This window comes from Myxococcus dinghuensis (assembly GCF_024198235.1).
Taxonomy (GTDB): domain Bacteria; phylum Myxococcota; class Myxococcia; order Myxococcales; family Myxococcaceae; genus Myxococcus; species Myxococcus dinghuensis.
Genome location: NZ_JAKCFB010000056.1, coordinates 14,447 through 41,189 on the forward strand (window position 1 = coordinate 14,447; position 26,743 = coordinate 41,189).

At 71.4% G+C, this 26,743-nt stretch carries 25 protein-coding genes; 14 read left to right on the forward strand and 11 right to left on the reverse strand.

From position 1 onward, the window contains the following. Nucleotide 1: 1 nt before the first annotated feature. The 5 genes from LZ198_RS38920 to LZ198_RS38940 are packed head-to-tail and all read right to left on the reverse strand — an operon-like array spanning nucleotide 2 to nucleotide 4,520. A complete protein-coding gene (locus LZ198_RS38920; RefSeq protein WP_253977227.1) occupies nucleotides 2-1,186 on the reverse strand; it encodes an aminotransferase class V-fold PLP-dependent enzyme in 1,185 nt (394 codons plus the stop codon). A gap of 50 nt (nucleotides 1,187-1,236) precedes the next feature. Further along, complete coding sequence (locus LZ198_RS38925; protein WP_253977228.1) at nucleotides 1,237-2,535, reverse strand: LpqB family beta-propeller domain-containing protein; 1,299 nt, start codon at nucleotides 2,533-2,535, stop codon at nucleotides 1,237-1,239. Next, nucleotides 2,532-3,320 (reverse strand): TonB family protein, encoded by a 789-nt coding sequence (locus LZ198_RS38930; protein WP_253977229.1) that lies wholly within the window; start codon nucleotides 3,318-3,320, stop codon nucleotides 2,532-2,534. Before LZ198_RS38930 ends, LZ198_RS38925 begins: the two co-directional genes overlap by 4 nt. A gap of 3 nt (nucleotides 3,321-3,323) precedes the next feature. Next, nucleotides 3,324-3,797 carry a protein TolR gene (tolR, locus tag LZ198_RS38935; RefSeq protein WP_253977230.1) on the reverse strand — a complete coding sequence of 158 codons (474 nt, stop codon included), beginning with the start codon at nucleotides 3,795-3,797 and terminating at the stop codon, nucleotides 3,324-3,326. Between the two features lie 12 nt (nucleotides 3,798-3,809). Further along, the gene (locus LZ198_RS38940; protein WP_234064197.1) at nucleotides 3,810-4,520 is read right to left on the reverse strand and encodes a MotA/TolQ/ExbB proton channel family protein; all 711 of its coding nucleotides are present in this window, start codon (nucleotides 4,518-4,520) and stop codon (nucleotides 3,810-3,812) included. Nucleotides 4,521-4,685: 165 nt separating this feature from the next. Between LZ198_RS38940 and LZ198_RS38945 the strand changes: the two genes are divergently transcribed. Together LZ198_RS38945 and murI are read left to right on the forward strand one after the other, a co-directional pair. Further along, nucleotides 4,686-5,990: a hypothetical protein gene (locus LZ198_RS38945; protein WP_253977231.1), complete on the forward strand. Its 1,305-nt coding sequence runs from the start codon at nucleotides 4,686-4,688 to the stop codon at nucleotides 5,988-5,990. Nucleotides 5,991-6,102: 112 nt separating this feature from the next. Next, nucleotides 6,103-6,918 (forward strand): glutamate racemase, encoded by an 816-nt coding sequence (gene murI / locus LZ198_RS38950; protein WP_253977232.1) that lies wholly within the window; start codon nucleotides 6,103-6,105, stop codon nucleotides 6,916-6,918. An 18-nt stretch (nucleotides 6,919-6,936) separates the two neighbouring features. On the opposite strand, the gene carF is transcribed toward murI, so the two are convergent. Further along, nucleotides 6,937-7,803 carry a plasmanylethanolamine desaturase gene (carF, locus tag LZ198_RS38955; protein WP_253977233.1) on the reverse strand — a complete coding sequence of 289 codons (867 nt, stop codon included), beginning with the start codon at nucleotides 7,801-7,803 and terminating at the stop codon, nucleotides 6,937-6,939. Between the two features lie 241 nt (nucleotides 7,804-8,044). On the opposite strand from carF, the gene LZ198_RS38960 reads away from it, so the two are divergent. After that, entirely contained in the window at nucleotides 8,045-8,605 is a 561-nt protein-coding gene (locus LZ198_RS38960; RefSeq protein ID WP_253977234.1) for a hypothetical protein, read from the forward strand. 72 nt (nucleotides 8,606-8,677) lie between these two features. Here LZ198_RS38960 and LZ198_RS38965 read toward each other — a convergent pair whose 3' ends face one another. Both LZ198_RS38965 and LZ198_RS38970 read right to left on the reverse strand, forming a co-directional pair. Then, complete coding sequence (locus LZ198_RS38965; RefSeq protein ID WP_253977235.1) at nucleotides 8,678-8,995, reverse strand: hypothetical protein; 318 nt, start codon at nucleotides 8,993-8,995, stop codon at nucleotides 8,678-8,680. A gap of 360 nt (nucleotides 8,996-9,355) precedes the next feature. Further along, nucleotides 9,356-10,012, reverse strand: a complete 657-nt coding sequence (locus LZ198_RS38970) for a transporter permease (protein ID WP_253977236.1) — start codon at nucleotides 10,010-10,012, stop codon at nucleotides 9,356-9,358. Nucleotides 10,013-10,452: 440 nt separating this feature from the next. Here LZ198_RS38970 and ftsE point away from each other — a divergent pair, with 440 nt between their 5' ends. The 9 genes from ftsE to LZ198_RS39015 all read left to right on the forward strand — a co-directional run bounded on the left by ftsE (nucleotide 10,453) and on the right by LZ198_RS39015 (nucleotide 20,852). After that, a complete protein-coding gene (gene ftsE / locus LZ198_RS38975) occupies nucleotides 10,453-11,145 on the forward strand; it encodes a cell division ATP-binding protein FtsE (RefSeq protein WP_253977237.1) in 693 nt (230 codons plus the stop codon). Further along, nucleotides 11,142-12,044 (forward strand): cell division protein FtsX, encoded by a 903-nt coding sequence (locus LZ198_RS38980; protein WP_253977238.1) that lies wholly within the window; start codon nucleotides 11,142-11,144, stop codon nucleotides 12,042-12,044. The genes ftsE and LZ198_RS38980 overlap by 4 nt, the downstream gene beginning before the upstream one ends. After that, nucleotides 12,041-13,168 (forward strand): murein hydrolase activator EnvC family protein, encoded by a 1,128-nt coding sequence (locus LZ198_RS38985; RefSeq protein WP_253977239.1) that lies wholly within the window; start codon nucleotides 12,041-12,043, stop codon nucleotides 13,166-13,168. Before LZ198_RS38980 ends, LZ198_RS38985 begins: the two co-directional genes overlap by 4 nt. Nucleotides 13,169-13,245: 77 nt before the next feature. Further along, nucleotides 13,246-14,106, forward strand: a complete 861-nt coding sequence (locus LZ198_RS38990; protein WP_253977240.1) for an alpha/beta fold hydrolase — start codon at nucleotides 13,246-13,248, stop codon at nucleotides 14,104-14,106. Nucleotides 14,107-14,162: 56 nt separating this feature from the next. Beyond that, nucleotides 14,163-15,542: a S41 family peptidase gene (locus LZ198_RS38995; protein WP_253977241.1), complete on the forward strand. Its 1,380-nt coding sequence runs from the start codon at nucleotides 14,163-14,165 to the stop codon at nucleotides 15,540-15,542. Nucleotides 15,543-15,610: 68 nt separating this feature from the next. Continuing rightward, nucleotides 15,611-17,527 (forward strand): PEGA domain-containing protein, encoded by a 1,917-nt coding sequence (locus tag LZ198_RS39000; protein WP_253977242.1) that lies wholly within the window; start codon nucleotides 15,611-15,613, stop codon nucleotides 17,525-17,527. Between the two features lie 35 nt (nucleotides 17,528-17,562). Beyond that, nucleotides 17,563-17,814, forward strand: a complete 252-nt coding sequence (locus LZ198_RS39005) for a hypothetical protein (RefSeq protein ID WP_253977264.1) — start codon at nucleotides 17,563-17,565, stop codon at nucleotides 17,812-17,814. A 209-nt stretch (nucleotides 17,815-18,023) separates the two neighbouring features. After that, the gene (locus LZ198_RS39010; RefSeq protein WP_253977243.1) at nucleotides 18,024-19,004 is read left to right on the forward strand and encodes a D-alanine--D-alanine ligase; all 981 of its coding nucleotides are present in this window, start codon (nucleotides 18,024-18,026) and stop codon (nucleotides 19,002-19,004) included. Nucleotides 19,005-19,328: 324 nt separating this feature from the next. Continuing rightward, entirely contained in the window at nucleotides 19,329-20,852 is a 1,524-nt protein-coding gene (locus tag LZ198_RS39015; protein ID WP_253977244.1) for a cellulose synthase family protein, read from the forward strand. 80 nt (nucleotides 20,853-20,932) lie between these two features. Here LZ198_RS39015 and LZ198_RS39020 read toward each other — a convergent pair whose 3' ends face one another. After that, complete coding sequence (locus LZ198_RS39020; RefSeq protein WP_253977245.1) at nucleotides 20,933-21,457, reverse strand: hypothetical protein; 525 nt, start codon at nucleotides 21,455-21,457, stop codon at nucleotides 20,933-20,935. An 84-nt stretch (nucleotides 21,458-21,541) separates the two neighbouring features. Between LZ198_RS39020 and LZ198_RS39025 the strand changes: the two genes are divergently transcribed. Then, nucleotides 21,542-22,621 (forward strand): PEGA domain-containing protein, encoded by a 1,080-nt coding sequence (locus LZ198_RS39025; RefSeq protein ID WP_253977246.1) that lies wholly within the window; start codon nucleotides 21,542-21,544, stop codon nucleotides 22,619-22,621. A gap of 38 nt (nucleotides 22,622-22,659) precedes the next feature. On the opposite strand, the gene LZ198_RS39030 is transcribed toward LZ198_RS39025, so the two are convergent. Further along, complete coding sequence (locus LZ198_RS39030; protein WP_253977247.1) at nucleotides 22,660-23,247, reverse strand: hypothetical protein; 588 nt, start codon at nucleotides 23,245-23,247, stop codon at nucleotides 22,660-22,662. 53 nt (nucleotides 23,248-23,300) lie between these two features. Here LZ198_RS39030 and LZ198_RS39035 point away from each other — a divergent pair, with 53 nt between their 5' ends. Beyond that, a complete protein-coding gene (locus tag LZ198_RS39035) occupies nucleotides 23,301-25,100 on the forward strand; it encodes a M1 family aminopeptidase (protein WP_253977248.1) in 1,800 nt (599 codons plus the stop codon). A 7-nt stretch (nucleotides 25,101-25,107) separates the two neighbouring features. Here LZ198_RS39035 and ftsY read toward each other — a convergent pair whose 3' ends face one another. Further along, nucleotides 25,108-26,673 carry a signal recognition particle-docking protein FtsY gene (gene ftsY / locus LZ198_RS39040; RefSeq protein ID WP_253977249.1) on the reverse strand — a complete coding sequence of 522 codons (1,566 nt, stop codon included), beginning with the start codon at nucleotides 26,671-26,673 and terminating at the stop codon, nucleotides 25,108-25,110. Nucleotides 26,674-26,743 lie beyond the last annotated feature (70 nt).

Here is a 26,743-nt window from a genome sequence, read left to right on the forward strand (position 1 = left end):
CTCAACGCAGCAGCGCTTCCAAAGCGTCGGCCAGCGCCGCGTACTCGTCCGGGGTGTTGTAGACCTGCGCGGACACGCGCACGTGACGCTGCGGGGCCTGGGGCCAGGGGATGACCGGCACCTCGATGCGGTGATTCTCGAAGAGCTTCAGGTGGAGGGGGTCCAGGAACAGCGGCGGCTCGGGCCGCAGGGGGTAGCCCGGCGGCAGGCCCACGACGGCCATGCTGCCCACCATGCTCTCCGGACACACGGGCTCGACGCCGAGCCGCTCGCACAGGAGCGCGCGCGCCGCGAGCGCCTTGCTCCGGTTGGAGGCCATCAGCTCCGGCCAGCCGCCCGGCAGCATGCCGCCCATCACCCGGAGGGCCTCCGGCACGCACAGCGCGGGGCTGGGGTCGTGGGTCCCCGTCCAGTCGAACTCCAACCGGAAGCGCGAGCGGTCCGTGCGGGGCGAGTTGCGGCCGTGGCTCACCGCCAGCGGCGTCAGGCCCGGCTGCAGGTCCCTCCGCACGTGGAGGAAGGCCGCGCCCTTGGGGGCGCAGAGCCACTTGTGGCAGTTGCCCGTGTAGTAGCCCGCGCCCAGCGCGCGCAGCGACAGCGGCACCTGGCCGGGGCCGTGCGCGCCGTCCACCAGCGTCTCCACGCCGCGCGCCTTCAGCTCCGCGACGAGCCGGGCCACCGGCATCACCAGCGCCGTCTGGCTGGAGATGTGGTCGACGAGCAGCAGGCGCGTGCGCGGCGTGACGTGGGCCAGCACCGCGTCGACGACGGACTGCTCGGACGCGACGGGCCAGGGCAGCTTCGCCACCACCACCTTCGCGCCGGACTGCGCCGCGGCGAAGTCGAGCGCGTTGCGGCTGGCGTTGTACTCGTGGTCGGTGGTGAGCAGCTCGTCGCCGGGGGCGAAGCGCAGCGAGCGCAACACCGTGGTGACGCCGCTGGTCGCGTTGGTGACGAAGGAGACGTCCTCCGCGTCCGCGCCGACGAAGTCCGCGAGCGCGGCGCGGGCCGCGTCATACAGCGGCTCGATTTCGCGGTGGAGGAAGCGGACGGGCTCGGCCTCCATGCGCGCGCGCAGCTCCGCCTGCTTTTGGAGCACCGCGGTGGGGCAGGCACCGTACGAACCGTGATTGAGGAAGCGGACCTCGGGGTCCAATCCCCAGTGGGAGCGGAAGGGGGCGGTCATGCCCGGCGACTCGAACCGAACCGCCGCCCCCTGTCAACGCGCCGCGAGTGCTACGGCTGGGCCGTCTCGGCGAGGGGCGCCCAGTCAGGCGTCAGCAGCGTGCCCTTCTCCGAGCGCAGCGGGAGCTGGTTGTTGCCGTCCGAGGTCATCACGAACAGCTGGGTGCCGCCGTTGCGCGTCGAGGTGAAGATGACCAGCCGGCCGTTGGGCGAGAAGGCGGGCTCCTCGTTGTTGCCCTGGTCCTGCGTCAGGCGCGTCACCTTGCGCGTGTCGACGTGGACGGTGAACAGGTCGAAGGCGTTGCGCTCGTCGCGCGCCGTGAAGGCGATGAGGTCGCCGCGCGGGGACCAGTCCGGCGTCTGGTTGTAGTTGCCCTGGAAGGTGAGGCGCGTCACGCCGGAGCCGTCCGCGCCCATGACGTAGATTTGCGGGCTGCCGCCGCGGTTGGACACGAAGGCGATGCGCTTGCCGTCCGGGGACCAGGAGGGGCTGGTGTTCAGGCCGTAGGGCGTGTCGGTGATGGCCTTGGCGCCGGAGCCGTCCGCGTTGGCGACGTAGATCTGCGCGCTCTCGCCTTCCGCCAGCGCGTAGGCGATGCGCTTGCCGTCCGGGGAGAAGGCGGCGCCGGTGGCCATCTGGCCCTCGGCCACCAGCGAGCGCGCCTCGCCGTTGGGGCGCTGCACCCAGATGTCGGGGCGGCCCTTGCGGTACGAGGTGTAGGCCACCTGGGCGCCGTCCTGGCTCAGCGAGGGCAGGATGTTGATGCCGCCCTTGGTGAGCGACACCGGGTTGCCGCCGTCCCAGTCCGACACCACCACGTCGCGGTTGGCGCCGGCCTTGCGCACGTAGGTGATGCGCGACAGGAACGGGCTGGGCTCGCGGGTGAAGTGGCGGTACAGCGCGTCCGCCAGCCGGTGCGCGAGGAGGGACGGGTTGTTGCCCGGCGCGTCCTTCGACACCTTCAGGTCCTCGCGGCCGGTGCCGACGTTGAACAGGCGCAGCTCGCCGCGCAGCGCGCCCGCGTCCTCCGCGAGCGACACCTTCACCAGGGCCTCGGCGCCCACGTCCGCCCAGCGGCTGAAGTTGATGGTGCCCGCGGCCATGCCCTCCTTGGGGTCGGCCGTGAAGCTCTTGCGGTCCAGCACCTGGAGGATGCCGGAGGCGGTGAGGTCGAAGGTGAAGGTGGCGTCGAACGTGGCCGCCTCCTTCTTCGCGCCCTCGTTCTGCGTGACCGGCGCGGGGACGGCCACCGGCAGCGGACGGAAGCTCGCGCCGGAGATTTCGATGGTGGGCGTCTGGGCCAACGCCACGAAGGGGACGAGGACGAGGGAGAGGAGCAGGGCTTTCATAGGGCGTTGAACATCAGGTTGACGCCGCTCTTCTGCAGCGCGTCTCGGAGGTGGTCGGGAGGAGGCGAGAAGGGAGAGGCCTTGCGCACGGCGGCGACGACCGCCGAGTCGAACAAATCGTTGCCGCTGGGCTTGGTGAGGCTGACGTCCAGCACCTCGCCGGTCCGGCCCAGGCGGAGCGCGACGAGTGCCTTGAGGTGCATGCGCTCGGACTCCGGGATGGTGTCCGCGACGCTGTAGTGCCGGCGCACCTGCGCCTGGAGCAGGCCGAAGTAGCGCTCACCCTCGGCGGTGGCGGAGTCGCCGTCCGGGTCGCCGTCCTCGGCGCCCTCCGGGTCCTCCTCCGGGGCCGCCTTCGCCGTCTTGTCGAAGGCGCCGAACAGCCGCTTGCGCCGGTCCTCTCCCTCGCGCTCCCCCTTGACGGGCTCCGGCTTGGGCGCGGACGCGGGCTCCGGCTTCACCCCGGGGACCGGCACCGCGACGGCGTTGGAGGAGGGAGGGGGCTTGGCGGGCTCGGGCGCCGGCTTGGGGGCGTTGACCTCCTTGGGGGGAGGGGGCAACTGCTCCTTGCGCGGCAGCAGCTTGGCGTCGCGCGGCTTGCCCAGGCGCACCAGCGTGGCGCGGATGGGCTGCGCGTTCATGTCCACCTTGGGGCCGCCGCTGAAGCGCGCATACAGGATGGCGGCCACGAGCAGGACGACGTGCCCCACGACCGAGGCCACCACGAAGCGGGACATCCGCGTGGAGCGGGTGACGAGCAGGCTGTGGCTGACCGCGGAGTGCATGGGCTAGCGCTTCGCCTCCTTGGGCTTCTTCGACGGCGTTCCCGGGTTGGACGTCTTGGACCCCGTCGAAGGGTCCGTGATCATCCCCACGTTGTTGATGCCCGCGCGCTGGGCGGCCGCCATCACCTCCACCACCACCCCGTAGGGCACGTCCCGGTCCGCGTGGAGGAACAGCTCCTTGTCCGCCTGGACCTTGACGTTGGCGGCCAGCTTCGCCTCCAGCTCCTCCAGGGGCACCTCCGCGTCGCCGATGTAGACCTTCTTCGCCGCGTCGATGGAGAGCACGACCTTCTTCTCCGTGGCCTCGACGGGCGCGGCCTTCGTCTCCGGCAGGTTGACCTTCACGCCCTGCTGGATGAGCGGCGCGGTCACCATGAAGATGATGAGCAGCACCAGCATCACGTCCACCATGGGCGTGACGTTGATCTCGCTCATCGTGGTGCGGCCGCCGCCGCGATTGGCTCCACCCATGCCCATGGACGCCTCCGCCTACCGGAAGAAGTGCCGCTTGATGATGTTGAGGAAGTCCGCGGAGAAGTTGGCCATCTCCGTGTCGAACACCTTGATGCGGCTGACGAACGAGTTGTAGGCGACCACCGCGGGAATCGCGGCGAACAGGCCCGCCGCGGTGGCGAACAGGGCGTTGCCCACGGGCGCGGCCACCGTGGCCAGCGTGGCGTTGCCCTGCTCGGCGATCTGGTTGAAGGCGCTCAGGATGCCGATGACGGTGCCGAACAGGCCCACGAACGGCGACGCCGCGCCCACCGTGCCCAGGAAGGACACCCGGGCCTCCAGCTCCGTGATCTGCGACGTGGAGGCCCGGTTCAGCGCGCGCTCCACGTTCTCGATGCCGCCCAGCCGCTCGGCCATGGCGCCCTCGGCGCCCCCTTCCTTGGCCTGGGCCAGCTTGGACAGCTCCTCGTAGCCGGCGCAGAACACCTTCGACAGCGGCGAGGCGTCCAGCTTCTGGGCCGTCTGGTAGATGGCCTCCAGCCGGGAGGCCTTCCAGAAGGTGTCGAGGAAGGTGAGAGACTGTGCGCGAGCCTTGGCCAACTGGGAAGCCTTCATCGCGATGAGGGCCCAGGAGGCGACGGAGACACCCATCAGGAGCAGCAGGACGGCCAGCTCGATGAAGGACGCGTCGCGGATGATCTCCACGTAGTTCATGGCGCCGAGCGCCAGGGGCAGGTGGGGCGTCATGGGGTGCAGCGCGTAACACTCCGCTACAACTGGGTCAAACAAACGGGGAATGGTTGCCTGCTCTTGCGGGGGCTTGGCCGTCTCGTTGAATAATTCCCGGGGGTGTCCGTCCGAGGTGGCTGAAACGGGCCGAACACCTCAACACCCCACGGACAGGTTGCCCCAATGAACTCCAGACTGCTGGTTGCATTCCTCTGCCTGGCGGCGGTCTCCACAGGTTGTGTCATCCACGACGACGACTGTTGCTACGAAGAGCCCATCTACCCGGGTGACGTGACGTTCCGCTGGACGTTCGATGGGTTCCGCTGCAGCGACGACCCGGACATCAAGGGCGTCAACATCACCATCCCGGGCGAGTCGCTGGCCAACGGCGGTCGCTATCCCTGCCAGGCGAACGGGTTCGACGGCATCGTCCTGCGCCGGTTCGCGCCGGGCATCTACAGCTTCAACCTCGAGGCGGTCAGCTACGACAACGAGGTGTTGTACGAGGCGTCCGGGACCTTCACGGTCAACGGCGACGTGACGGTGGACATCGACCTCACGCCGGCGGGCCTGCCGCCGTCCTACGCGTACGTCAGCTGGCTGTTCCCGGGGAACATCACCTGTGGCCAGGCCGGCGTGGCCACGGTGGACGCCCGGGTGGACGGGGGCTCGTGGGCGACGTTCGACTGCGCCCGGGGCCAGAACGGCAACAGCATCCAGTCGCCGCACCTCGACCCGGGGTCGCACTACCTGGAGCTGGCCGCCCGCGACTCCCAGGGGCGCACGCTCTACACGCACGGCGGGCAGCTGACGACGACGTACGGCGCCCCGACGTCCTACACGGCCACCCTGCGCTCCTCGAGCGCCGGCGCCCTCATCAGCTGGAAGTTCCAGGACACGGTGAACTCCAACGTCCTGCTGGGCTGCGGCGCGGCGGGGGTGACGCGGGTGGAGGCCATCATCGACGGGGGCAACAAGGCGACGTTCGACTGCTCCGCGGGCAGCAACGGGGGCAGCGTGAGCTCGCCCACGCTCCAGCCGGGCACGCACGACCTCCAACTGCTGGCGTTCAACTCGGCGGGGCGTCCCTGGTACTTCTTCAGCCGCCAGTTCTCCGTGTCGGCCGGCAGTGACACGAACCTGGAGGCCTCCATGTGGCCGGTGGGTGGCACGGCCATCAAGTGGGAGCTGCGCTCCGGTGGGTCGGCGCAGAACTGCGCCCAGGCGGGCATCACCTCGGTGGCCATCAACTTCCGCGACGTCTTCACCGGCGAGCGGGTCTACGGCATCGCGGGTGACTCCCACGGCTGCAACGACGCCCCGGTGGTGTACGAGTTCCTGAAGCCGGGCCGCTACGAGGTGGAGATGTACGCGCGCAGCTCGACGGGCGCGGAGTACTTCTCCGTGGACAACGCGGTCATCACGGACGTGGTCGCCCACTCCTTCCCCAGCGCGAGCAGCGCGCTGCTGGTGACGATGATCCGCTAGTCCAGGTCGGACGCTCGGCGGGTGAACGGGAGGGCCGGGGCGCAAGCCTTGGCCCTCTCGTCGTTCGGGGCGGCCGGTGTCGCTGGCATCAAACGTGATAGGGACACCCCCCATGCGGCAAGACAGCCACAGTCCCATTGGGGTGTTCGATTCGGGTGTCGGTGGGTTGACGGTCCTCAAGGCGCTCATGGAGCACCTGCCCCACGAGAGCACCGTGTACCTGGGGGACACGGCCCGCGTGCCCTACGGCACCAAGTCCGGCGAGGTGGTGACGCGCTACTCGCTGAAGAACGCGGAGTTCCTGCTGGAGCGGGGCATCAAGGCGCTGGTCGTGGCGTGCAACACGGCCTCCGCGGTGGCGCTGCCGGCGCTGGAGGCGGTGCTGCCGGTGCCCGTGGTGGGCGTCATCCAGCCCGGCGCACGGGCCGCCCTGGCGCGCACGCGGGGCGGGGGGGTGGGCGTCATCGGCACGCCGGGCACCATCCGCTCCGGGGCGTATCAGCGGGAGCTGGAGGCGGGGGACCCGCGGGTGCGGGTGAAGGCCCGCGCCTGTCCGCTCTTCGTGCCGCTGGCGGAGGAGGGGTGGACCACCGGGGACGTGCCCCTGCTGACGGCGCGCGAGTACCTGGGTGGGTTCGCCCGCGAGGGCGTGGACACGCTGGTGCTGGGCTGCACGCACTACCCGCTGCTCAAGGGCGTCATCGCGGAGGTGGTGGGGCCCGACGTCGCGCTGGTGGACTCGGCGGAGGCCACCGCGGAGGCGGTGGTGGCGCTCCTGACGGGCAAGGGCCTGCTGGCGCCCGCGCGGGACACGGCGCCGTCCCACGCGTACTACGTGACGGACGTGCCGGAGCGCTTCACGGAGGTGGGGGCGCGCTTCCTCGGCCGTCCCATCGCGACGGCCGAGCAGGTGGACCTGAAGTTCTGAGGACGGCGCGGCGCCCCGTCAGGCGGAGGGGCGCGTGCTGGCGGGAGCGGGCTCCTCCGCGGTGGCGGTGGCGGCCTTGGTGAGCAGCTCCTTGGCCACCTGCACCACGGGGGCCTCGGCGCCGGCCTGGGCCGCCTGCAGCGCCTTGGCGGCCTCGTCGCCGATGTCGTCCTCGCGCGGCACCAGTCCCGTGGCCCACGTCACCAGCCGCTCCAGCACCGGGAAGAAGCTCACCATCGTCAGCGGCCGGTTCATCCAGCCCACGGTGATGCAGTAGTACTTGTTGAAGGGCGCGGTGTGGTGGATGCGGTGGTGCTCCGGCGGGAGGATGAGGTGCACGCGCTGCAGGAAGCCGATGGCGGCCGGCGGCGTGTCCATGTGCGACCACTTGTGGAACTGGTTGGTCGCCATCACCCAGAAGATCATCGCGCCCAGGAAGCTGGCGCTGAACACCCACCCGGAGCTCGTCAGCGGCATGCACACCGCGATGATGGCCACCGGCAGGGAGATGAGGCAGTTGTTGCCGTTGGTCTCCACGAAGTCGTGGCGGGTGATGGCCTTCTCGTCGACGTGGTGCTCGCGGAAGGGGCGGATGAGGGCCTTGCCCAGCACCGGCATCTCCGTCGAGCCCCAGGTGTCGCCCATCCAGTGGACGAAGCCGGACACGAAGTCCGCGGCGAGGTAGCCCAGCAGCACCGCGCCCAGCAGCAGCCAGGGGCCTCCGTGTGGGTTGTTGTAGAGCCGATACACCAGCACCAGCTCCAGCGTGACGAAGCTGACGATGGCGCCGATCTCCATCGCGCGGATTGCGGGCGAGTAACCCTGCGCCAGCGTCTGCGCGTCCTGGAGTCGGACCTTGTCCTCGATCTCGTTCGTCTTCTTCATCCGTGGGGTCCTGGACGTTGGAGTGGGTGAAGGCCACCCCGAAGGCTTGTACGTACCCTAGCCGCTTTTGGGTTTTCAACGGACGGAGGGGTGAGACGTGCCGGCCCCAGGTCGCACGCCAGGTGGGCGCGCAAACCTTTCGCGGGCGGCCGGACGCGCCGGGCGGGCGGGCGTGGGTGGAAGGGGATGACGCTTACCTTGTGTCGTGCGGAGGTGGCTGGTACGTTCCGCCCACTCGGCAATGACGAAAACCTTCGAGAAGGCCGTCACCGGCTTCAACCACAACATCAAGCACAAGGGGAAGGTCTACCACGTCCAGACCGAGGACTCGGGCGTCAACAATCCCCACATCATCACCCACCTGTTCGTGGGCGGGAACATCCTCGCGTCGAAGAAGACGTCCTACTCGGACATCCTCAACGCGGAGAGCCTGGCGGAGGTCGTGCGCGAGCTGATGGAGGAGCAGCACAAGGAGATGCTGCGCAACCTCATCAACGGCGTGTACGACAACTACGAGTCCGCCGTCCGCCACTACCAGCCGGGCCAGCTCGCCACGGAGGCGGAGGCCCAGGTGAAGCTCCAGGCGGGCCAGTCCATGGCGCCCAAGGTGGTGCAGCCGGCCCCCGTCGTGGCCCCCGTGGCGCCCCTGCTCCCTCCGGAGGTCGCCGCCGCGCGCGCCCTCAAGGAGAAGCCGAAGATCAACGAGGTGGGCGTGGAGACGCTCTTCGGAGAGGACCTCATCTCCGAGAAGAGCCTCGACGAGGTCATCCTCAGCTATCTCGCGGGCGAGGGCGAGCAGTAGCCCCACGCGAAGCGACGTCCCGTGGCCTCCTTGCCGCGGGACGTCATCGTCGGGAAGTCGACACTTCCCGCCTCAGGGCAGCACCCGCTGGACCCAGGTGGCGCCGTACACGGTGAACACTCCCGCCGCGAGCAGGTCCGACAGCACCCAGGTCCGCATCATCGCCGGCAGTCGCACCACGCCGCTGCCGAACACGATGGCGTTGGGCCGCGTGCCTGCGGGCCGCGCGAAGTCGACTCCCAGCGGCAGCAGCGCGTTCCACGGCACGAGCCACAGCGTCGCCGCAGGGAGATGAGCATCGCCACCGTCGCCTCCAAGCGGCAAGTGGTCCCACGGCACCGGTAGCAGAGCCGTCACGGACAGCCGCCGCAAGGCGATGAGCCCCGCCACCGTCGCCTCCGAGCGGCAAGCGGTCCCACGGCACCGGTAGCAGAGCCGTCACGGACAGCCGCCGCAGGGAGATGAGCACCGCCACCGTCGCCTCCGAGCGGCAAGCGGTCCCACGGCACGCGCCGCAGGGAGATGAGCAGCGCCACCGTCGCCTCCGAGCGGCATGCTGTCCCACGACACGCGCCGCAGCGCCGCCACGGACAGCCACCGCAGGGAGATGCGCAGCGCCGCCACGGATAGTCGGTCGCCGCAGGGGGATGAGTGCCAGCGCGCCAAGCGCCGCCACGGTCGTCTCGCAGTGGTTGCCGCCTGCCTTGACGCCGTGGAGCGCGCTCGCGGCTGGGCTCGCGAGGCGCTCTCTCATCGGGGCGCCGCCGCTCCACCACACGCAGCGACGAGGAGCACCTCGCCCACCGTCCTCGCGCCATCGGGCCCAGGCGGGTCAGCTCGCGGGCGATGACGTCGCCGCCGCCCTGTCCCAGGTGGCTTCGACGGGCCCAACGCCACAGCATTGCCCACGTCAGGAGGAGGAAGACGCGCACGAAGGGAAACGCAGCGGGGATTCCCTCCATGAAGCCCACGTCCGAGCCCAGCCGTGGCGAGACGACCCCGGCGAAGACTGAGGCTCTTGGTGCCGATGCCGCCGATGTTGGAGCCGTAGGCGACGGCCAGCATCAGCGCCGCGCCGAATTGCTCCAGCTCGAGTCCTTCGGCCGTCTTCGGCTGCGTGCGCAGCGCGATGCCGATGGTCACCACAGCCACCACGATGGCTGTGTGCGAGCTCCACGGCGAGGCGACACGGCGGCGGTGGCCGCCAGCATGCCGAACAGCAGGCGCAGTGGGCCGGTGCCGACGGCGCACGATGCGCAGGGCGATGCGGCGGTGCAGGCCCCACTGCTCCATGCCCCCGTGCCCAGGGGCCAGGCCGCCCATGAAGCGGAAGATGTACGGGGCGATGAAGGGCAGGGTGGTGCGGCCCAGGGTGGCGGCGGGGTTGTCCGTGTCGAAGGCACCCATGAGCGGGAAGATCACCCCGGGCAGCGCGGCCGGCCATGTGAGGGCACGGCCTCGGTGAACCATCACAGGGACATCGACGCGGCGGGGCGGTCGTCGAGGCCGAAGAGAGTGTGGAGGCCGGGGAGGACCCTGTAGAGGTTGGCGGCTACTCCGGGGCCGCGATGCGTCCCCATCCCCCATCTACGCGGAGGCCGTGGCGGGGTGGTCCATCGAGGCCGGGGGGAACCCTGTACCTGTAGATGATGGAGGCCACTCCGGGGGCGCGAAGCGGCCCACCCGCAGTCCCGTCGTCGCGCTCCGCTGGGGCTGCTCGCTCATTGCAGGAGACCGTCGTACAGGGGTTGTCCGGGGTGGGATGGGGATGCCCGCCTTCTCCCGCCGGGCGTGCGTGGGTCCCACGCGCCCGGCCGTGATAGGTTGGCGTCCTTCCGCGCCGCGCCATGATTCAATTCTTCCACGTCTACAAGGCGTATCCCGGCGATCCGCCGGTGCTCTCGGACATCAACCTCAGCGTGGAGAAGGGTGAGTTCGTCTTCCTCACCGGCCCCTCCGGCGCGGGGAAGACGACGCTGCTCAAGCTCATCTTCTGCGCGGAGAAGGCCACCAAGGGCCAGATTCTCGTGGGGGGGCGCAACATCGCCCGCATCCGCGAGTCCGCGGTGCCCTACCTGCGGCGCAACATCGGCGTCGTGTTCCAGGACTTCAAGCTGCTGCCGCACCGGACGGTGGAGGACAACGTCTCCTTCACGCTGGACGTGCTGGGCGTGCCCCGGGCCGAGGCGCGCGACAAGGTGCACCGGATGCTCAAGCTGGTGGGGTTGGAGCACAAGGCGGACTCGTTCCCCCTGCGCCTGTCGGGTGGAGAGCAGCAGCGCGTGGTCATCGCGCGCGCGCTCGTGAACGACCCGACCATCCTCCTGGCGGACGAGCCCACGGGCAACCTGGACCCGGCCCTCACCGTCGAAATCATGGACCTGCTCACGCAGGTGAACGTGCGCGGCACCACGGTGATGGTGGCCACGCACGACGCCACGCTGCTGTCGCGCTACCAGAAGCGCACGGTGCGGCTGGAGCGCGGGCAGATCGTCTCCGACGAGGACGGCGTCAAGGCGGCGCGGCGGATGGTGGTATGAGCGCGTTCGCGAAGACGCGGTACTTCTGGCGCTCGGCGGCGGTGGGCCTCAAGCACTCGCCCTTCGTCCACTTCATCGCGGTGACGACCATCGCCATCGCCCTGTTCGCCGCGGGGCTGGCGCGCGGGGGCGCCCGGCTCCTGGACAACCTGCTCGCCTCCCTGGGCGGCGAGGTGGAGGTGACGGTGTACCTGGCGCCGGAGCTGGGCCAGGACGAGGCGCACGGCGTGCGCGCCCGCGTGGAGGCCCTCAGCCACGGCCAGGTGTCGCTGGTGCCGCCCGAGGCCGCGCTGACGCGGCTGCGCAAGGAGCTGGGCGACCTGGGCGAGGCGCTGGCGGAGCTGCCGGAGAACCCGCTGCCCGCGACGCTGGAGCTGCGCGTGCCGCCCGAGGACCGCACCCCGGAGGCGCTCCAGTCCTTGGCGAAGGAGCTGCGCGCGCTGCCGGGCGTGTCGGGCGTGGACTACGGCGAGGCGGCGGTGGAGCGGCTGACGGCCATCGCCCGGGCGCTGCGCTTCGGCGCGCTGGTGGCCTTCGCGGTGGTGCTGTCGGCCACCGTCGTCATCGTCGGGGCGACGCTCCAACTGGCCATCTATTCGCGGCGCGAGGAGATCGAAATCCAGAAGCTGGTGGGCGCCACCGACCGCTTCGTCAAGGCGCCCTTCCTGCTGGAGGGCCTGCTCCAGGGGCTGCTCGGCGCGGGCGTGGCGCTGTTGGGGCTGTGGGCCTTCGGCAGGGTGATGGGCCCGACGCTGGGCTCGCTCTTCGCCTTCTTGCTGGGGCCGGGCGTGGGCGCTGCCTGGGTGGAGCCCCGGCTGGCGCTGGAGCTGGTGGGCGCCGGGTGTGGCCTGGGGCTGGGCGGCAGCTTCGTCGCCGTGGGGCGCTTCCTGCGCGTATGAGCCGGCTGGCCTCCCTCCTCGCCCTGGCCCTGGTGCTGGTCAGCCCCTCCGCGCTCGCGCAGCAGCACGAACAGGCGGAGCAGGCGGCGCTGCGCGAGCGGCTCTCCGCGCAGCGCGCGACGCTGGCGCTCATCGAATCCAAGAAGCTCTCCGTACTGGAGGGCCTGGAGCTGATGGAGGAGATGGTGGCCTTCTCCCGGCGGCGGGTGCGCGCGCTGGAGTCGGACCTCGTGGTGTTCCGCAAGCGCGTGGTGCTGGCCGAGCGCGAGGAGCTGCTCTTGCGCGAGGCCCTGCGCGTGCAACTGCGCAGGCTGTCGCCCCGGCTGCGCACCCTGTACCGGGTGATGCGCCGCCGGCCGCTGGAGGTGCTCCTGTCCGCGGAGGACTTCGCCGCGCTGGTGTGGCGCGCGCGGGCGCTGGAGGCCAGCATGTCCGGCGACCTGGAGCTGCTGCGCGGCGTGCAGCGCGTGGCCCACCTGCAACGCCAGTCCCTGAAGGAGCTCAAGCGCCTCCAGTCCTCGCTGTCCACGCGCGTCGCCTTCCTCCAGGAGCAGGAGCGGCTGGCCCGCGCGCAGCACGAAGCGCTGGAGGAGGTGGTGGGCTCGCTGGCGGGCGAGGCGGAGCTGGCCCGGCGCGCGGTGCGCGAACTGGAGCAGGCCGACGCGGAGCTCACCCAGGTGGTGCGCGACCTGAAGGAGGCCCCCGCGGCCTCCGGCTTCGGCGCGCTGCGCGGCAAGCTGCCCCGGCCCACGCGCGGCATCGTCGAGGTGGGCTTCGGCAAGGTGGTCAACCCGCGCTTCAACACCGTCACCGTGCAGAAGGGCGTGGACATCCGCGCCCCGGCGGGCGCGCCCGTGCAGGCCGTGGCCGAGGGCACCGTCGTCTACGCGGGCGCGCTGCGCGGCTACGGCAACCTGCTCATCCTCGACCACGGCGACGGCTACCACACCCTCATGGCCCACCTGTCCACCATCCACCCGCCGCTCGGCGCTCCCATCTCCGCGGGCGAGGTGGTGGGCGAGGTGGGGGACACCGGCTCCCTCAAGGGGGCGTACCTCTACTTCGAGGTCCGCAAGGGCGGTCAGGCCGTCGACCCCGCGCTGTGGCTGAGCCCTACGCCCTGACGCACTGCGGCGTGGCGGGGACGTGCGCATTATCATCGAGGCATCCCACGGAGGTGTGGGGAGGAGGGGCTGGACGCATGGACCTGATGGGCGGAATGCAGAAGGCGCTGCGGCGGGTGCTGGTCGCGCGGGGCGTGGAGTCGGAGACGGTCGACCTGGACGGGCAGGCGGTCCACTACTACTCGCTGAAGGGGCAGGGGAGCGGGCCCCCGGTGCTGCTCATCCACGGGCTGGGGGGCTCGGCGAACGGGTTCAGCCGCACGTTCTTCGGGCTGGCGAAGCGCTTCTCGCGTGTGGTGGCGCCGGACCTGCCCGGGCACGGCTTCTCCAACGAGTACTGTGGCGGCGAGGTGTGTGTCGCCAACCAGTTCGGCGTGCTGCGCGCGTTCGTGGAGAAGGTGGTGGGGGCGCCGGCCTTCGTGGTGGGCAACTCGCTGGGCGGGGCGATGGCGGTGAACCTCGCGGCGGAGGACCCCCGGTGGGTGCTCGCGCTCGCGTTGGTGGCCCCCGCGGGCGCGGAGCTCCCGGAGGCGGAGAACCAGGCGCTGCTCAACGCGTTCGACGTGAGCTCGCCCGCCGAGGCGCGCGCCTTCACGAAGCGGCTCTTCCACCAGACGCCCCTGCCGGCGCTGCTGCTCGCGAACGAGCTGCGGCGCTTCTACGACACACCCACGGTGAAGGCGCTCACCGCGGAGGCGCTGGCGTCGAGGCTCAGCCTGGCCCCGGAGGCGGTCCGCGGCCTGGCGATGCCGGTGCTCTTCATCTGGGGCGGCAGCGAGCGGCTGTTGCCCTCGCGCTCGCTCGATTGGTTCCGGCGCCACCTGCCGGAGCACGCGCAGGTGCGGGTGGTGGAGGGCTTCGGCCACGTGCCGCAGATGGAGCAGCCGGACGCGCTCGTGTCGCACCTGGTGCGCTTCGCGGATGTCTCGGGCCTCTGAGGCCCGGGTATAGACTGGTACGCCCTCCGAGCCTCCTCGCGAAAGGACGTACCGACGTGACAGGTCTCCACCAGCCATGGCGCGCGGCGCTGGCCGCGTTGCTCCTGCTGTCCGGGCTCGCTGCCGCCGACGACAAGAAGGACGCGGGGCCGAGGCCGCCGGGGCGCGCGGAGCGGGCGGAGAAGGACGACGCCACCTACCGCCAGCTCGACACGTTCGCGCGCGTGCTGTCGTACGTGGAGAACAACTACGTGGAGGCGCCGGACCGCGAGCGGCTCGTCTACGGCGCCATCCAGGGGATGCTCAACACGCTGGACCCTCACACCGTCTTCATGCCCCCGGAGGTGTTCCGGGAGATGAAGATCGACACCTCGGGCGAGTGGGGCGGGCTGGGCATCGAAATCGCGCGCAAGAACGAGCGCATCATCGTCGTGGCGCCCATCGACGACACGCCGGCGGCGCGCGCGGGCGTCAAGGCGGGCGACGAGCTGGTGAGCATCGACGGGGAGAGCACGCGCGGCATGGACGTGGGGCGGGCCATGCAGAAGATGCGGGGCCCCGCGGGCGGGCGCGTGCTGCTGGGCATCATGCGCCAGGGCTTCACCGCGCCGCGGGAGCTCGCCATCATCCGCGACCACATCCGCATCGTCTCCGTGGAGGGCGAGCTGTACGGCGGCTTCGCCCACGTGCGGGTGAAGAACTTCCAGGACCGCACGGACGTGTATCTGCGCAAGGAGCTGGACCGGCTGCGGGGACTCAACGGGGGCAAGGAGCTGCGCGGCGTGGTGCTGGACCTGCGCAACAACCCCGGGGGCCTCCTGGACCAGGCGGTGGCGGTGAGCGACCGCTTCCTGGCGGGCAACGTCGTCATCGTCTCCACGCGCGGGCGCGACGGGCGCAACTCGACGGAGGAGCGGGCCAAGGACCGCGACACGGAGAAGGACTACCCGCTGGTGGTGCTCGTCAACGGCGGCAGCGCGTCCGCGTCCGAAATCGTGGCGGGCGCGCTCCAGGACCACGGCCGCGCGACCATCCTGGGCACGCAGACCTTCGGCAAGGGCAGCGTGCAGACCGTCATCGAACTGGAGGACGGCTCCGGGCTGAAGCTCACCATCGCCCGCTACTACACGCCCAAGGGCCGCAGCATCCAGGAGCGCGGCATCACCCCGGACCACCAGGTGCCGGACGAGCCCAACGGCAAGTCGGGCCGCGACGCGCCCCGGGAGAAGGACCTGCAGCGCCACTTCCGCGCGGAGCCGACCGCGTCCTCGGAGCCGGCGTCGACCCCGGCCTCGGCCCGGGGCCTGCCCGACAACCTCAAGCCCTTCGACGCCACAGCCTCATTGAAGGACTACCAGCTCAAGGTCGCGCTCGAGTACCTCAACGGCCTCGTCTCCGCCCCCGGACGGGCGCCGGCGCGGGCCGAGGGTCGTTGACGACTCCTTCCCCCTTGCATTTCCCTGCACACTCCGTTTGATGGGCCCAGGGAAAAGGTGAACGAGTGATGCGACCTTCGAGCAAGCGCGCGGTACACGCGGCCCTGAGCGGGTGGCTGGTGGGAATGCTGGCCGTGGGGCCCGCCGCCGCGCAGGGCAACCTTCCTCTGCGGCTGGCGCCCCGGGCCGTGACCTCCGCCGCGTCGGCGTCGTCCGTGACGGTGGTGGCCATCCCCCTGGACGCGGCCTCGCGCACGGAAGCGGCGCGGCTGGCGTACTGGGCGGAGCAGGCGGTGGCGCGCTCCGGACGGCTGGAGCTGGTGCGGCTGTCGGACGCCCTCGACGCCGACGGCCAGCGGGCTCGCGAGGCGAAGGCCGCCGCGGGCGCGGAGGCCATGAAGGAGGGCCAGAAGGCCTACGACGAGCTGGACACGCAGAAGGCGCTCGAGCAGTTCGACGCGGCGGCCAAGGACTACGAGGCCAGCGACCTGTCGCGCGCGTTCGGCGAGCTGAGCCGCGCGCGGGTGATGAAGGCGGCCTCGCAGGTGGCCAACGGCGAGAGCACCGCGGCGCAGTTGGAGATCCGCTCCATCCTGGCGGCGGACCCCCGGGCGCAGTTCTCGCCCAACTTCTTCCCGCCGGACGACATGGCCTTCGTGGAGAAGGAGCGCAAGGCGGCGCTGGGGGGCTCCACGGGCACGCTGACGGTGACGACGGAGCCGGTGCCCGCGCAGGTGTACGTGGATGGCCAGTTCCGCGGCGTCTCCCCCGTGTCCCTGTCCGGCCTGACGGCGGCGGACCACTACGTCACGGTGATGGCGCCGGGCTTCGCGGTGGGCCAGCAGCGGGCGCGCGAGGGTGACACCGCGCTGACGCTCGCGCCGGTCGCCTCGCTGCGCGCGCTGCAGACCGTGGGCGACCGGGTGACGCGCAAGCCGGACGCCGCGGACCGGGACGTGGCCCTGCGGGAGCTGGGCGCGCTCGCGGGCGTGCCCCAGGTGCTGGCCCTGCTGGTGAGTGGCGGCACGGGCACCGCGCCGCTGCAGGTGACGGCGCTGCGCATCGACGTGGCGGATGGCCACAACCTCGCGTACGCCGTCGGCCCGGTGCCGCGCGGCGACGCCATGGCCACCGGCTCCGAGCCCCTGCTGACGGGCCTGCTCGCCACGGACACGCCGCGCCAGGCCGGCAAGCCCGTGACGCACTTCGCGCCGGCGGCCAGCTCCAACCGCAAGACGACCGGCTACGTGCTGATGGCCACGGGCGTGGCGCTGCTGGCCGGCGGCATCTACTTCGGCATGGAGGCCTCGTCGAAGGAGGACGACTTCCACCGCGCCGTGCAGAACAGCTCCCGCGCCAAGGACATCAAGGACACGGGCAAGACGTACGCGCTGGTGGCGGACATCGGCCTCTTGACGGGCGCGGTGGCCGCGGGCCTGGGCAGCTACTTCGCGTTCGCGGGGGGGGGCTCCGGCAGCAGCTCCAGGTCCACGACCCGCATCAGCGCGCCGCCCCCGGAGCCGAAGGCGCGGCCCGCCGCCACGTCGACGAAGCCGTCCCCCCCGGCCGCCAAGAGCGACTCCCTGGCCATGCCGCCCCCGCCCAAGGGCACCAAGCCGCTGAACGACTCGCTCCCCATGCCGCCGCCCCCGGCGAAGCAGACCCCCGCCGAGCCGCCGCCCCCGGCGAAGCAGACCCCCGCCGAGCCGCCGCCCCCGCCCGCGAAGTCGTCGCAGGACGCGCGTCGCGAGGACGAGGCCCGCCGCGAGGAGGAGCTGCGCAAGCGCCGCGAGGAGGTGGAGCGCCAGCGCCGTGAGCTGGAGGAGCGCCGCAAGCAGGAGGACGCGGAGGCGGAGCGCCAGGCCGACGCCACGCGCAAGCGCGAGGAAGAGGCGAAGCGCAAGCGCGAGGACGAGGAGCGGCGGAAGAAGGACGAAGACAAGAAGCGTCCCTCCATCGACGAAGACGATCTCCGGAATTACTAGCCATGCGCCGTCTCCTTCCTGTCCGAGCCTCCTTGGTGGCCCTCTGCCTGGGCCTCTCCGCGTGCAGCCTCCTCGTCGACTTCGACGAGGAGGGCCAGCCCTGCGACGACCGCAACCAGTGCCTCGAGGGGTACGTCTGCCGCGACGACGCGTGCGTGAAGAGCGACTCCCCGGGCCGTCCCGACGGCGGCGGTGACGCGGGCTCGTCCGACGCCGGCGACGCCGGCCCGGTCGACGGCGGCGCCGACGGTGGCCTGCCCGACGCCGGTCCGCCGGACGGCGGGTGAGCGAGGGGCGGGGCGGTCGTTTCTACAGCCCCGCGTCGCACGTGGTCGCCCTGCCGCGCCGTGGCCTCCCGGACACGGCCGCGCGGACACGGCCGCCGAGTCGTAACCCCCCGTCGTGACGGGGAGCCGCACCCCGCGTCCCGGCCCCACGGCCTGCGTGACGTTGGCATCCCCCATGCTCTGAGGCGCGCCCAGGAGGTCGTATCGACATGGGCAAGCGCGTCGGAGTGCTGATGGGGGGATGGGGCGAGGAGCGGGAGATTTCGCTCAAGACGGGAGAGGCCGTGGTCGCGGCGCTCGAGTCCCGGGGCCACCACGTCACCCGCGTCTTCGCGGGGCCGGGGTTGGACCGGGCGTTGCGCGCGGCGGAGCTGGACGTGGCCTTCGTGGCGCTGCACGGCCGCATGGGCGAGGACGGCCGGGTGCAGGGGCTCCTGGAGCTGCTGGAGCTGCCGTACACCGGCTCCGGCGTGCTCGCCTCGGCGCTGGCCATGAACAAGCCCATGGCGAAGAAGCTCTTCCGGCTGCACAACCTGCCCACGCCCCAGGGCTACCGCGTGGGCCGGGACGAGGCGGCGCGCGCGCTGGAGCTGCACGGCGACCTGGGCTTCCCCTGCGTGGTGAAGCCCGCGTGTGGTGGCTCGTCGGTGGGGCTGGCCGTGGTGCGCGAGCCCGGCGCGCTCGTGGGGGCGGTGGCGGAGGCCTGCCGCTTCGGGGGCTCCGCGCTGGTGGAGCGCTTCGTCGCCGGGCGTGAGGTGACGGTGGGCATCCTCGGCGACCGGGTGCTGGGGAGCTGCGAGGTCGCCACCCCGCGCGAGGGCTTCGACTTCGACGCCAAGTACAAGGGCGGCTCGCGCTACTTCCTGCCCCCCCGGCTGTCCGCCACCCGCGTGGCCAACGTGGAGTCGCTCGCGCTCGCGGCGTACCGCGCGCTGGGCTGCCGCGGCTACGGCCGGGTGGACCTGCTGTGCTCGGACACGGAGAACGACGTGGTGCTGGAGGTCAACACGCTGCCGGGCTTCACCGCCACCAGCCTCCTGTCGCGCATCGCCACCCAGGCCGGCCTGGACTTCCCGGAGCTGGTCGAGCGCATCCTCGCGCTGGCGACCCGGGACGAGGCCGGTATCATGGACGCGCCGGCTGTCGCACCGGTCCCCACCATCGCCGAGCCCCGCCGCGCCGTCGTCTGACGCCTGGAGGCTTCCCGCCCTGGAGCGTCGCCTGGCCCCGACGCTCCCTCCTGGAGAGGGAGGTGACCCTTTGACGCGAGGTGTCACCCCCACGTGAACGGAACGTTCAAAGTCCGGGAATAATTTGACACGCCCTTGACGCCTCCCTATTGTCCGGCGCCGATCAGTCCCGGAAGGTCAAAGCCTTGTCTTTTCGGGTACATACGGGGCGGGGGCTCTGCGGACCCAGGAGGCGGCGGTCGGCGTGAGACGGGAATCCGGTGCCGCCGCGCATGGAAGGACCGCGGGCCACGGGGGCCGCGCGGGAGGGGCTGAGCGTCACTGATGACCACCGTCGAGATCATCTTCCTGGGCGTCTATTTCAGCGTCCTGTGCGTGCTGGCGGTCTACGGCTCGCACCGGTACCGAATGGCGTTCCTGTACTACCGGCACAAGTTCAAGCTGCCGACGCCCAAGGGCCCGCTGAAGGAGCTTCCGCGCGTCACCATCCAGCTGCCCATCTTCAACGAGATGTACGTGGTGGAACGCCTGGTGGAGTCGGTGTGTCGCATCGACTACCCGCGCGACCTGCTGGAAATCCAGGTCCTCGACGATTCGACGGACGAGACGTGTGGCATCGCGCGTGCGTGCGTGGAGCGTCACCGGCAGAAGGGCCACGACATCGTCTACCTCCACCGCACCAACCGCGAGGGCTTCAAGGCGGGGGCGCTGGAGAACGGCCTGAAGACGGCGAAGGGCGACTTCGTCGCGGTGTTCGACGCGGACTTCGTGCCCAGCCCGGACTTCCTGCTGCGCACCGTGCCGTTCTTCTCCGACGACAAGGTGGGCATGGTCCAGGTGCGTTGGGGCCACCTCAACCGTGAGTTCTCCATCCTCACGCAGGCCCAGAGCATCTTCCTGGACGGCCACTTCATCATCGAGCACACGGCGCGCAACCGCTCCGGCTGCTTCTTCAACTTCAACGGCACCGCGGGCATCTGGCGCCGGAACACCATCGCCGACGCAGGCGGGTGGCAGCACGACACGCTGACCGAGGACCTGGACCTGAGCTACCGCGCCCAGTTGAAGGGCTGGCAGTTCGTGTTCCTCCCGGAGGTCATCTCCCCGGCCGAGGTGCCGGTGGACATGAACGCCTTCAAGAGCCAGCAGCACCGCTGGGCCAAGGGCTCCATCCAGACGGCGAAGAAGCTGCTCCCCACCATCCTCAAGAGCGACCTGCCCCTGGTGGTGAAGCGTGAGGCGTTCTTCCACCTCACCAACAACATGGCGTACCTGTTGATGGTGCTCTTGTCCGTGCTGATGCCCATCAGCATGGTGGTGCGCTTCCAGCACGGCCTGTACGGCACGCTGTTCCTGGACCTGCCGTTCTTCATCACCGCCACCGCGAGCGTGTGCTTCTTCTACGTGGCCGCCCAGCGCGAGCGGGGCGTGCACGGTTGGGAGCAGCTCAAGTACCTGCCCTTCCTGATGAGCCTGGGCATCGGCCTGGCCATCAACAACGCGAAGGCGGTGGCCGAGGCGCTGCTCAACCAGCAGTCGGGCTTCGCCCGCACGCCGAAGACGGGCGCCGAGGGCAAGAAGGTCATCGCGGTGAAGAAGGCGTACCGCGGCAGCAAGACGCTGATGCCGGTGGTGGAGCTGCTCTTCGCGGCCTACTTCTCCGGCGCGCTGTGGTTCGCCATCGACGCGCGCATCTACACGTCGGTGCCCTTCATCGTCCTGTTCCTGGGCGGCTTCCTGTACGTGGGCGCCTCCAGCCTGCTGCAGGGCCTGGCGGGCCGGGTGAAGCTCTCCGACGCGAGCCCCGCGGTGAACGCCGCCGACGAGCAGGCCCGCCGCGCGGCCTGAGCCGGGGGACCCGCGCTGACGGGTGACGGGCCTCCTGGGGGCGCGTCACCTCGCGCGGGCGCTCCGCGGTGGACGCGGGCCTACGTGCCCGCGTCCGGCGAGTCCCTCAACAGCACCTGCTGCAGCCGCACGGGCGGCGCTCCGGACCGGGAGGGCTGGCAGCCCTCGTCGATGGAGGTGCTCGCCACCGAGCGCAGCGTGAGGCCCGCGTCGTCACAGGCGACGACCTCCGTGGGGAAGGTGACGGGGCAGGGCGCGCCGGAGCCGGTGAAGCCCGTGGCGTGTGTCTGACCCACGAAGCCCGCGGGGGTGCGCTCCACGACGATGTTCGCCGTGCTGGCGTCCGGGGACTCCGTGCCGCCGTCGGCGCGCGCGCGCAGCACCGCCAGCGTCAACGTCCCGCGGGCGTCCTCACCGTGGTAGCGGAACGCGGGGTTGTCCGCGTGGTGGTATTCGCCCGCCTGGCTGGCTTCGCAGCCCGGGGGGACGCGGATGGGAGGTGGAGGTGGGGCCCGTGTCTCCGTGGTGGGTGGAGCCTTGGCGGGACACGCGGTGAGGGACAGGACGCTGAGGCCGAGGGCCAGGGTGGGCAGGGCGCGGTGCATGGGGCGCGAATCTTGGCTTAATGGACGAGAGCAGGGGACTCCGTTTGATTCCCCTCGGATGACTCTCTAACCTTCGGTCCCGTCATGAGCTTCCGACGCTGCGTCCTTCTCTCCCTGGTGGCCGTCCTGGCGATGCCGTCGTCCGCGTTCGCGCAGGATGACGACCTGCTCGCTCCCCTCACGCCCCAGCCGTCGAAGTCCACCTCGAAGCCGAAGACGAAGGTGGTGAAGAAGAAGAAGCCGGAGAAGGTGACCAAGAAGCCCGCGCGCACCAAGGCGCCGGCGGCCACCACCGCCAAGGGCTCCAAGACGAAGAAGCCCGCCGCCACCGCGGATGATGATCTGCTCGCGCCGCTGGCCCCGATGAAGACGGAGCTGGTGGTGGCGATCTCCGGCAACGTCCGGGGCGCGAAGCTGACGCTGGACGGCCGCGAGGTGGGGACGCTCAGCGCGGCCCCCATGTCGCTCGAGGTCTCCCCCGGTGACCACGCCCTCGTGGTCCGCAAGCCGGGCTACGCCGACTACACGCGGCGCATCGACGCCAAGCCGGGCGTGTCCACCGACGTGCGCGTGGCGCTGGAGCCCACCATGGGCATCGCCCAGGCGGTGGCGGACATCCCCGGCACCACGCTGGTGGTGGACGGCGTCGAGGTGGGGCCGGTGCCCCAGCGGGACATCCTGCTCAAGCCGGGCCGTCACGAAATCGAGTTCCGCGCCCCGGGCTTCAAGCCCGACGTGCACACCATCAACGTGCTGGCCGGCACGGGCTACGAGCTGGCGGGGCGCATGCGGCCCCTCGTGGACTCGGCCATCGCCGGCCGCGACGGCGACGCGCCCACCCGGACGTCGCTGGACCCCACGCGCAGCGCGGTGGACGACGACTCGACGGACCCCCTGGCGTTCCCGGACCCGGAGGACCCGAGCGTGTCGGAGGACACCAGCAAGCCCTGGTACAGCCGCTGGTACGTGTGGGCGGGCGTGGGCGCGGTGGTGGCGGCGGGCACGGTGGGCGCGGTGATGGCGACGCAGGAGCCGGGCATCAAGGCCACGAACCCGGACGCCGTCTGCAACCCCGGTAGCTGTGACAGCGTCGTGGGCGGCATCCGCGCCGTCCGCCGCCAGGGGGCCTTCGGGCTGCCCCGGCTCCAGGCCGTGAGCTTCTGAGCCGGTCCGCGGGCCCGTGTCCCGGGCCCGCGCGCGCCTCACTCGCCCCGCAGGTCGTCGACGGGGCGGGACTGGGGCGCGGAGAAGACGATGTAGACGTCCGTCACCCGGCCCACGCCCCACGAGTCCAGCACCGTGGCGCGCAGCTGGAAGGGGTCGGATTCGGGCAGCAGCTCCGTGATGTCCACCTCGCCGGGCTCGAAGCTGAAGGCGCGGCTGCCCACGTTGTCCACCAGCTCCTGGCCCATGTGGACGTTCTCGGTGAAGCCCACCACGCCGCGGCGCTTCACCTGGCCCTTCGGGTCCAGGACCTCCAGCAGGATGAAGTTGTCCACGCTGAAGCCCAGGGTGGCCTTCGCGTCGCCGTAGAGGCGGGCGCGCTGGCCCTCCAGGCGGAGCACCGGCGTCTCCGCGTAGGTGACGACGCGAGGCGTGCGCTCGCCCTCGTCCGTGTCCACCTCCACGTCCTCCCGAATCTTCTCGAAGGTCAGGGTCTCCTGCGGGGGAGTGTCCACGAGGAGGCGGACGGCGCGAGGCGTGGAGGAATGGGCTGGGGCAGGGGCCTTGTGGGCGCACGCCAACAGCCCCAGGGCGGCGGAGGCCAGGGCAAGGGTTCGAAGGTGCATGGCGGGTCCAGGCTAGACGAGCCTCGGTGGCCCGGGTCAATTAGCATGGCGGGATGCGGACGCTCCTGCCCTGCCTGCTGCTCCTGTGCATGCTCCCCGGCCGCGAGGCCCGGGGGGACGTCCCTCCGGAGGTCCAGCTCAGCCTCCAGCACCTCAAGCCCTCGGAGCGGGAGCGGGCCCAGAAGGCCCTGGGGCCGCTGGAGGAGCTGCCGCGCTACCGGGTGCAGTTGGAGGTGGACCCGGCCGCGCGCGAGGCGAAGGGGCGCGTCCAGGTGGAGGTGCTGGCGCGCGGCAAGCCCCTCACCGAGCTGTACCTGCGGGTGACGCCCAACGCGCAGGGCGGCAAGCGGGTGGTGCTGTCCGACGCGCGCCTGGGCAAGCAGCCCATCGTCCTGGAGCAGCCGGAGCCCACCCTGTACCGCTACCGGTTCGACGAGCCGGTGCCGCCCGGCGCCGCGGCGGTGCTCGACGTGGCGGTGCGCGCGGTGGCGCCGAAGGGGGAGCCTCCCGGGAAGATGCTCCTGGGCGGGCTGGGCGGAGGGCAGTCGCAGGGGGGGGACCACGGGGCCTTCTCCGCGACGGCGGACTTCCTCAGCCTGGTGGGGGTCGTCCCCCAGGTGCCGCCCATGGACGACAAGGGGCAGCCGTGGGCCGGGCCGCAGGGCATCGGGGACCTGGCGCTGTACCCGCCGGCCCACGTGCTGGCGTCCGTCACCGTGCCCTCGGGGTGGACGGTCCACGCCACGGGCGCGCCCATGGGCGACGTGCCCGAGCGCGACGGGCGCGTGCGGTTCGCCTTCGCGGCGGCCGCGGTGCGTGACTTCCCCATCCTCGTGTCGCGGGGCTACGAGGTCTCCACCGCCACGGTGAACGGCGTCACGGTGGAGAGCCACTACGCCGCGCGGGACAAGGACGTGGGCGAGCGCGTGTTGAAGTACGCCACGGCGGCGCTGACGGAGTTCGAGCGCCGGATGGGGCCCCTGCCGTACACGCACTTCCGCGTGGTGGAGGCGCCGCTGTCCGGAGGCGCGGGAGGCATGGAGTTCCCCGGGCTCATCACCGTCGCCACGTCGCTGTACCGCGGGGTGACGGACCCCTCGGCGCTGCTGGGTGGGTTGGGCAACCTGGACGGCATGAAGGAGCTGCTGGAGGCGCTGGGGCAGCAGGGCGGCGCGGAGAGCCCCTTCGCGCACCTGGGGGAGATGCTGGAGCGCACGCTCGAGTTCACCGTGGCGCACGAGGTGGCGCACCAGTACTTCGCGGGGCTGGTGGGCTCGGACCCCATCCACATGCCGGTGGTGGACGAGTCCCTGGCGCAGTACGCCGCGCTGCTCTACGTCGAGTGGAAGCACGGCAAGGCGGCGGCGGACGCGCAGCGCAAGGAGCTGCTCGTGTCGCCGTACCACATGTACCGGTTGTCGGGTGGCGAGGACGGCCGCGCGGACCGGCCCACGGGGGACTTCGACAACGAGACGGAGTACGGCGCGCTCGTCTACGCCAAGGCGCCCATGCTGCACCACGCGTCGCGCAAGCTGGTGGGGGACGCGGCCTTCTTCCAGGGCCTGCGCACCTACGTGGACACGTACCGCTTCAAGTGGACGTGCAAGGAGTGCTTCACCAAGGAGCTGGCGAAGGCGAGCCCCACGCACGCCAAGCAGTTGGAGCGGCTGCGCGTGCGCTGGTGGAACGAGGCGCACGGGGACGACGACCTGGGCCTGCCCAACCTGGGCTCGGTGATGGGGGCGCTGGGCGGCGGGAGCGGCGGCGGGATGAGCGTCGACGACCTGGAGGCGCTCGACCCCGCCATGAAGCAGATGCTGGAAGAGGTGCTGCCGGGCCTGTTGGGGCAGTGACGGCGCGTCAGTCGAAGAGGGCCTGGACGAACTCGCGCGGCTCGAAGCGGCGCAGGTCGGCGACCTTCTCGCCCACGCCCACCCAGACGACGGGCAGCTTCAGCTCGTCGCAGATGCCGATGATGACGCCGCCCTTGGCGGTGCCGTCCAGCTTGGTGAGGGCGATGGAGGTGACGCCCACGGCCTCGTGGAACTGCTTGGCCTGCTGAATCGCGTTCTGGCCGTTGGTGGAGTCGAGCACCAGCAGCACCTCGTGCGGCGCGCCGGGCAGCGCCTTGTCGAGCACGCGCTTGACCTTCTTCAGCTCCTCCATGAGGGGGGCCTTGGTGTGGAGCCGTCCCGCCGTGTCGGCGATGACGACGTCGGCGCCGTCGGCCTGGGCCTTCTTCACGGCCTCGAAGACGACGGAGCCCGGGTCTCCACCCTCCACGCCCTTGACGATGGGCGCCCCGGCGCGCGCGGCCCACACGTCGAGCTGCTCGGTGGCGGCGGCGCGGAAGGTGTCGCCCGCGGCCAGCACCACCTTCTTGCCCTCCCGGGTCAGCTTCGCGGACAGCTTGCCGATGGTGGTCGTCTTCCCGGCGCCGTTGACGCCCACCACCATGACGACGTGCGGCGGGCCGCCGCCCTCCAGCGTGCGGGGCACGGGCAGGTCGACGATGCGCGCCACCTCCTCGCGGATGAGGGCCTTGATGCGCTCGGGGTCCTTGAGCTCGTTGCGCTTGAGCTTCTCGCGGGCCACGTCCACCAGGTGGCTGGCGGTGCGCACGCCGATGTCGGCGGTGAAGAGGATCTCTTCCAGGTCCGCGAGCACGGACTCGTCCACCTGACGCTGCTGGCCGAACAGCCCGTTGAGGCGGGCCATGAAGCCCTGGCTCTTCGTCTTGTCCAGGCCCTGGGCCAGGGTGCGGCCGGCCTCGGCCTCGACCTTGGCGCGGGCGGCGGCCTCCTCGGCGCGGCGGGCCTCCTCGGCGGCGGCGGCCTCGCGGGCGCGCTCCTCCTCACGCAGCCGCTGGGCCTCCACCTGCTCGCGCTTGCGGCGCTCCTTGGCCTCCTCGTCGGCGGCCTTCTTGGCGCGGTACTCGGCGCGCTTCTCCTCCTCCTCCCGCTCCTTGAGGGCGCGGGCCTCGGACTCCAGGCGGGCGCGCTCGGCGGTGTCGGTGGTGGTCCGGGCCGCGCGGGCGGCCTCCTCGCGCTGGCGGGTCAGCTCCTGGGCGCGGGTGTGGGCCTCCTCGGCCTCGCGCAGGCGGGCGGCCTCCTTCTCCGAGGGCGGCAGCTCCACGCGCAGCTCGGGGCGCTCGGCGGGGAGGGCGGGGCGCTCCTCGGGGATGGGGACGCCGGGCTTCTTCGCGGGGGCGGGGGCCTTCTTGAAGAAGAGCTTCCGGGCCGCCAGGACCATCAGGAGGACGAAGAGGGCCGCGCCGCCGATGCCCACCGCGTCGCCCGGGGAGAAGCCCTCCGTGGGGGGCGTGCCGGTGCCCGGCTGCGTCGTGTTCCCGCCCGGGGTGGGGGCAGGGGAGGGAGCGGGGGGCACCTGGGCGACCAGGGCGTCGAGGAGCGTGGGCGTCTTCATATGCGCGGCTCCGCATACACCAACACGCCGGTGGATGCAGCGCCCCTGGCCGGGTAGAACCCCGCTTTGC

Bases quoted from the DNA above. Each gene is read 5' to 3' on its own strand.
- LZ198_RS38920 (WP_253977227.1), bottom strand. From the start codon at position 1,186: ATGACCGCCCCCTTCCGCTCCCACTGGGGATTGGACCCCGAGGTCCGC.
- LZ198_RS38925 (WP_253977228.1), bottom strand. From the start codon at position 2,535: ATGAAAGCCCTGCTCCTCTCCCTCGTCCTCGTCCCCTTCGTGGCGTTG.
- LZ198_RS38930 (WP_253977229.1), bottom strand. From the start codon at position 3,320: ATGCACTCCGCGGTCAGCCACAGCCTGCTCGTCACCCGCTCCACGCGG.
- tolR (WP_253977230.1), bottom strand. From the start codon at position 3,797: ATGGGCATGGGTGGAGCCAATCGCGGCGGCGGCCGCACCACGATGAGC.
- LZ198_RS38940 (WP_234064197.1), bottom strand. From the start codon at position 4,520: ATGACGCCCCACCTGCCCCTGGCGCTCGGCGCCATGAACTACGTGGAG.
- LZ198_RS38945 (WP_253977231.1), top strand. From the start codon at position 4,686: ATGAACTCCAGACTGCTGGTTGCATTCCTCTGCCTGGCGGCGGTCTCC.
- murI (WP_253977232.1), top strand. From the start codon at position 6,103: ATGCGGCAAGACAGCCACAGTCCCATTGGGGTGTTCGATTCGGGTGTC.
- carF (WP_253977233.1), bottom strand. From the start codon at position 7,803: ATGAAGAAGACGAACGAGATCGAGGACAAGGTCCGACTCCAGGACGCG.
- LZ198_RS38960 (WP_253977234.1), top strand. From the start codon at position 8,045: ATGACGAAAACCTTCGAGAAGGCCGTCACCGGCTTCAACCACAACATC.
- LZ198_RS38970 (WP_253977236.1), bottom strand. From the start codon at position 10,012: ATGGGTGCCTTCGACACGGACAACCCCGCCGCCACCCTGGGCCGCACC.
- ftsE (WP_253977237.1), top strand. From the start codon at position 10,453: ATGATTCAATTCTTCCACGTCTACAAGGCGTATCCCGGCGATCCGCCG.
- LZ198_RS38980 (WP_253977238.1), top strand. From the start codon at position 11,142: ATGAGCGCGTTCGCGAAGACGCGGTACTTCTGGCGCTCGGCGGCGGTG.
- LZ198_RS38985 (WP_253977239.1), top strand. From the start codon at position 12,041: ATGAGCCGGCTGGCCTCCCTCCTCGCCCTGGCCCTGGTGCTGGTCAGC.
- LZ198_RS38990 (WP_253977240.1), top strand. From the start codon at position 13,246: ATGGACCTGATGGGCGGAATGCAGAAGGCGCTGCGGCGGGTGCTGGTC.
- LZ198_RS39000 (WP_253977242.1), top strand. From the start codon at position 15,611: ATGCGACCTTCGAGCAAGCGCGCGGTACACGCGGCCCTGAGCGGGTGG.
- LZ198_RS39010 (WP_253977243.1), top strand. From the start codon at position 18,024: ATGGGCAAGCGCGTCGGAGTGCTGATGGGGGGATGGGGCGAGGAGCGG.
- LZ198_RS39015 (WP_253977244.1), top strand. From the start codon at position 19,329: ATGACCACCGTCGAGATCATCTTCCTGGGCGTCTATTTCAGCGTCCTG.
- LZ198_RS39020 (WP_253977245.1), bottom strand. From the start codon at position 21,457: ATGCACCGCGCCCTGCCCACCCTGGCCCTCGGCCTCAGCGTCCTGTCC.
- LZ198_RS39025 (WP_253977246.1), top strand. From the start codon at position 21,542: ATGAGCTTCCGACGCTGCGTCCTTCTCTCCCTGGTGGCCGTCCTGGCG.
- LZ198_RS39030 (WP_253977247.1), bottom strand. From the start codon at position 23,247: ATGCACCTTCGAACCCTTGCCCTGGCCTCCGCCGCCCTGGGGCTGTTG.
- LZ198_RS39035 (WP_253977248.1), top strand. From the start codon at position 23,301: ATGCGGACGCTCCTGCCCTGCCTGCTGCTCCTGTGCATGCTCCCCGGC.
- ftsY (WP_253977249.1), bottom strand. From the start codon at position 26,673: ATGAAGACGCCCACGCTCCTCGACGCCCTGGTCGCCCAGGTGCCCCCC.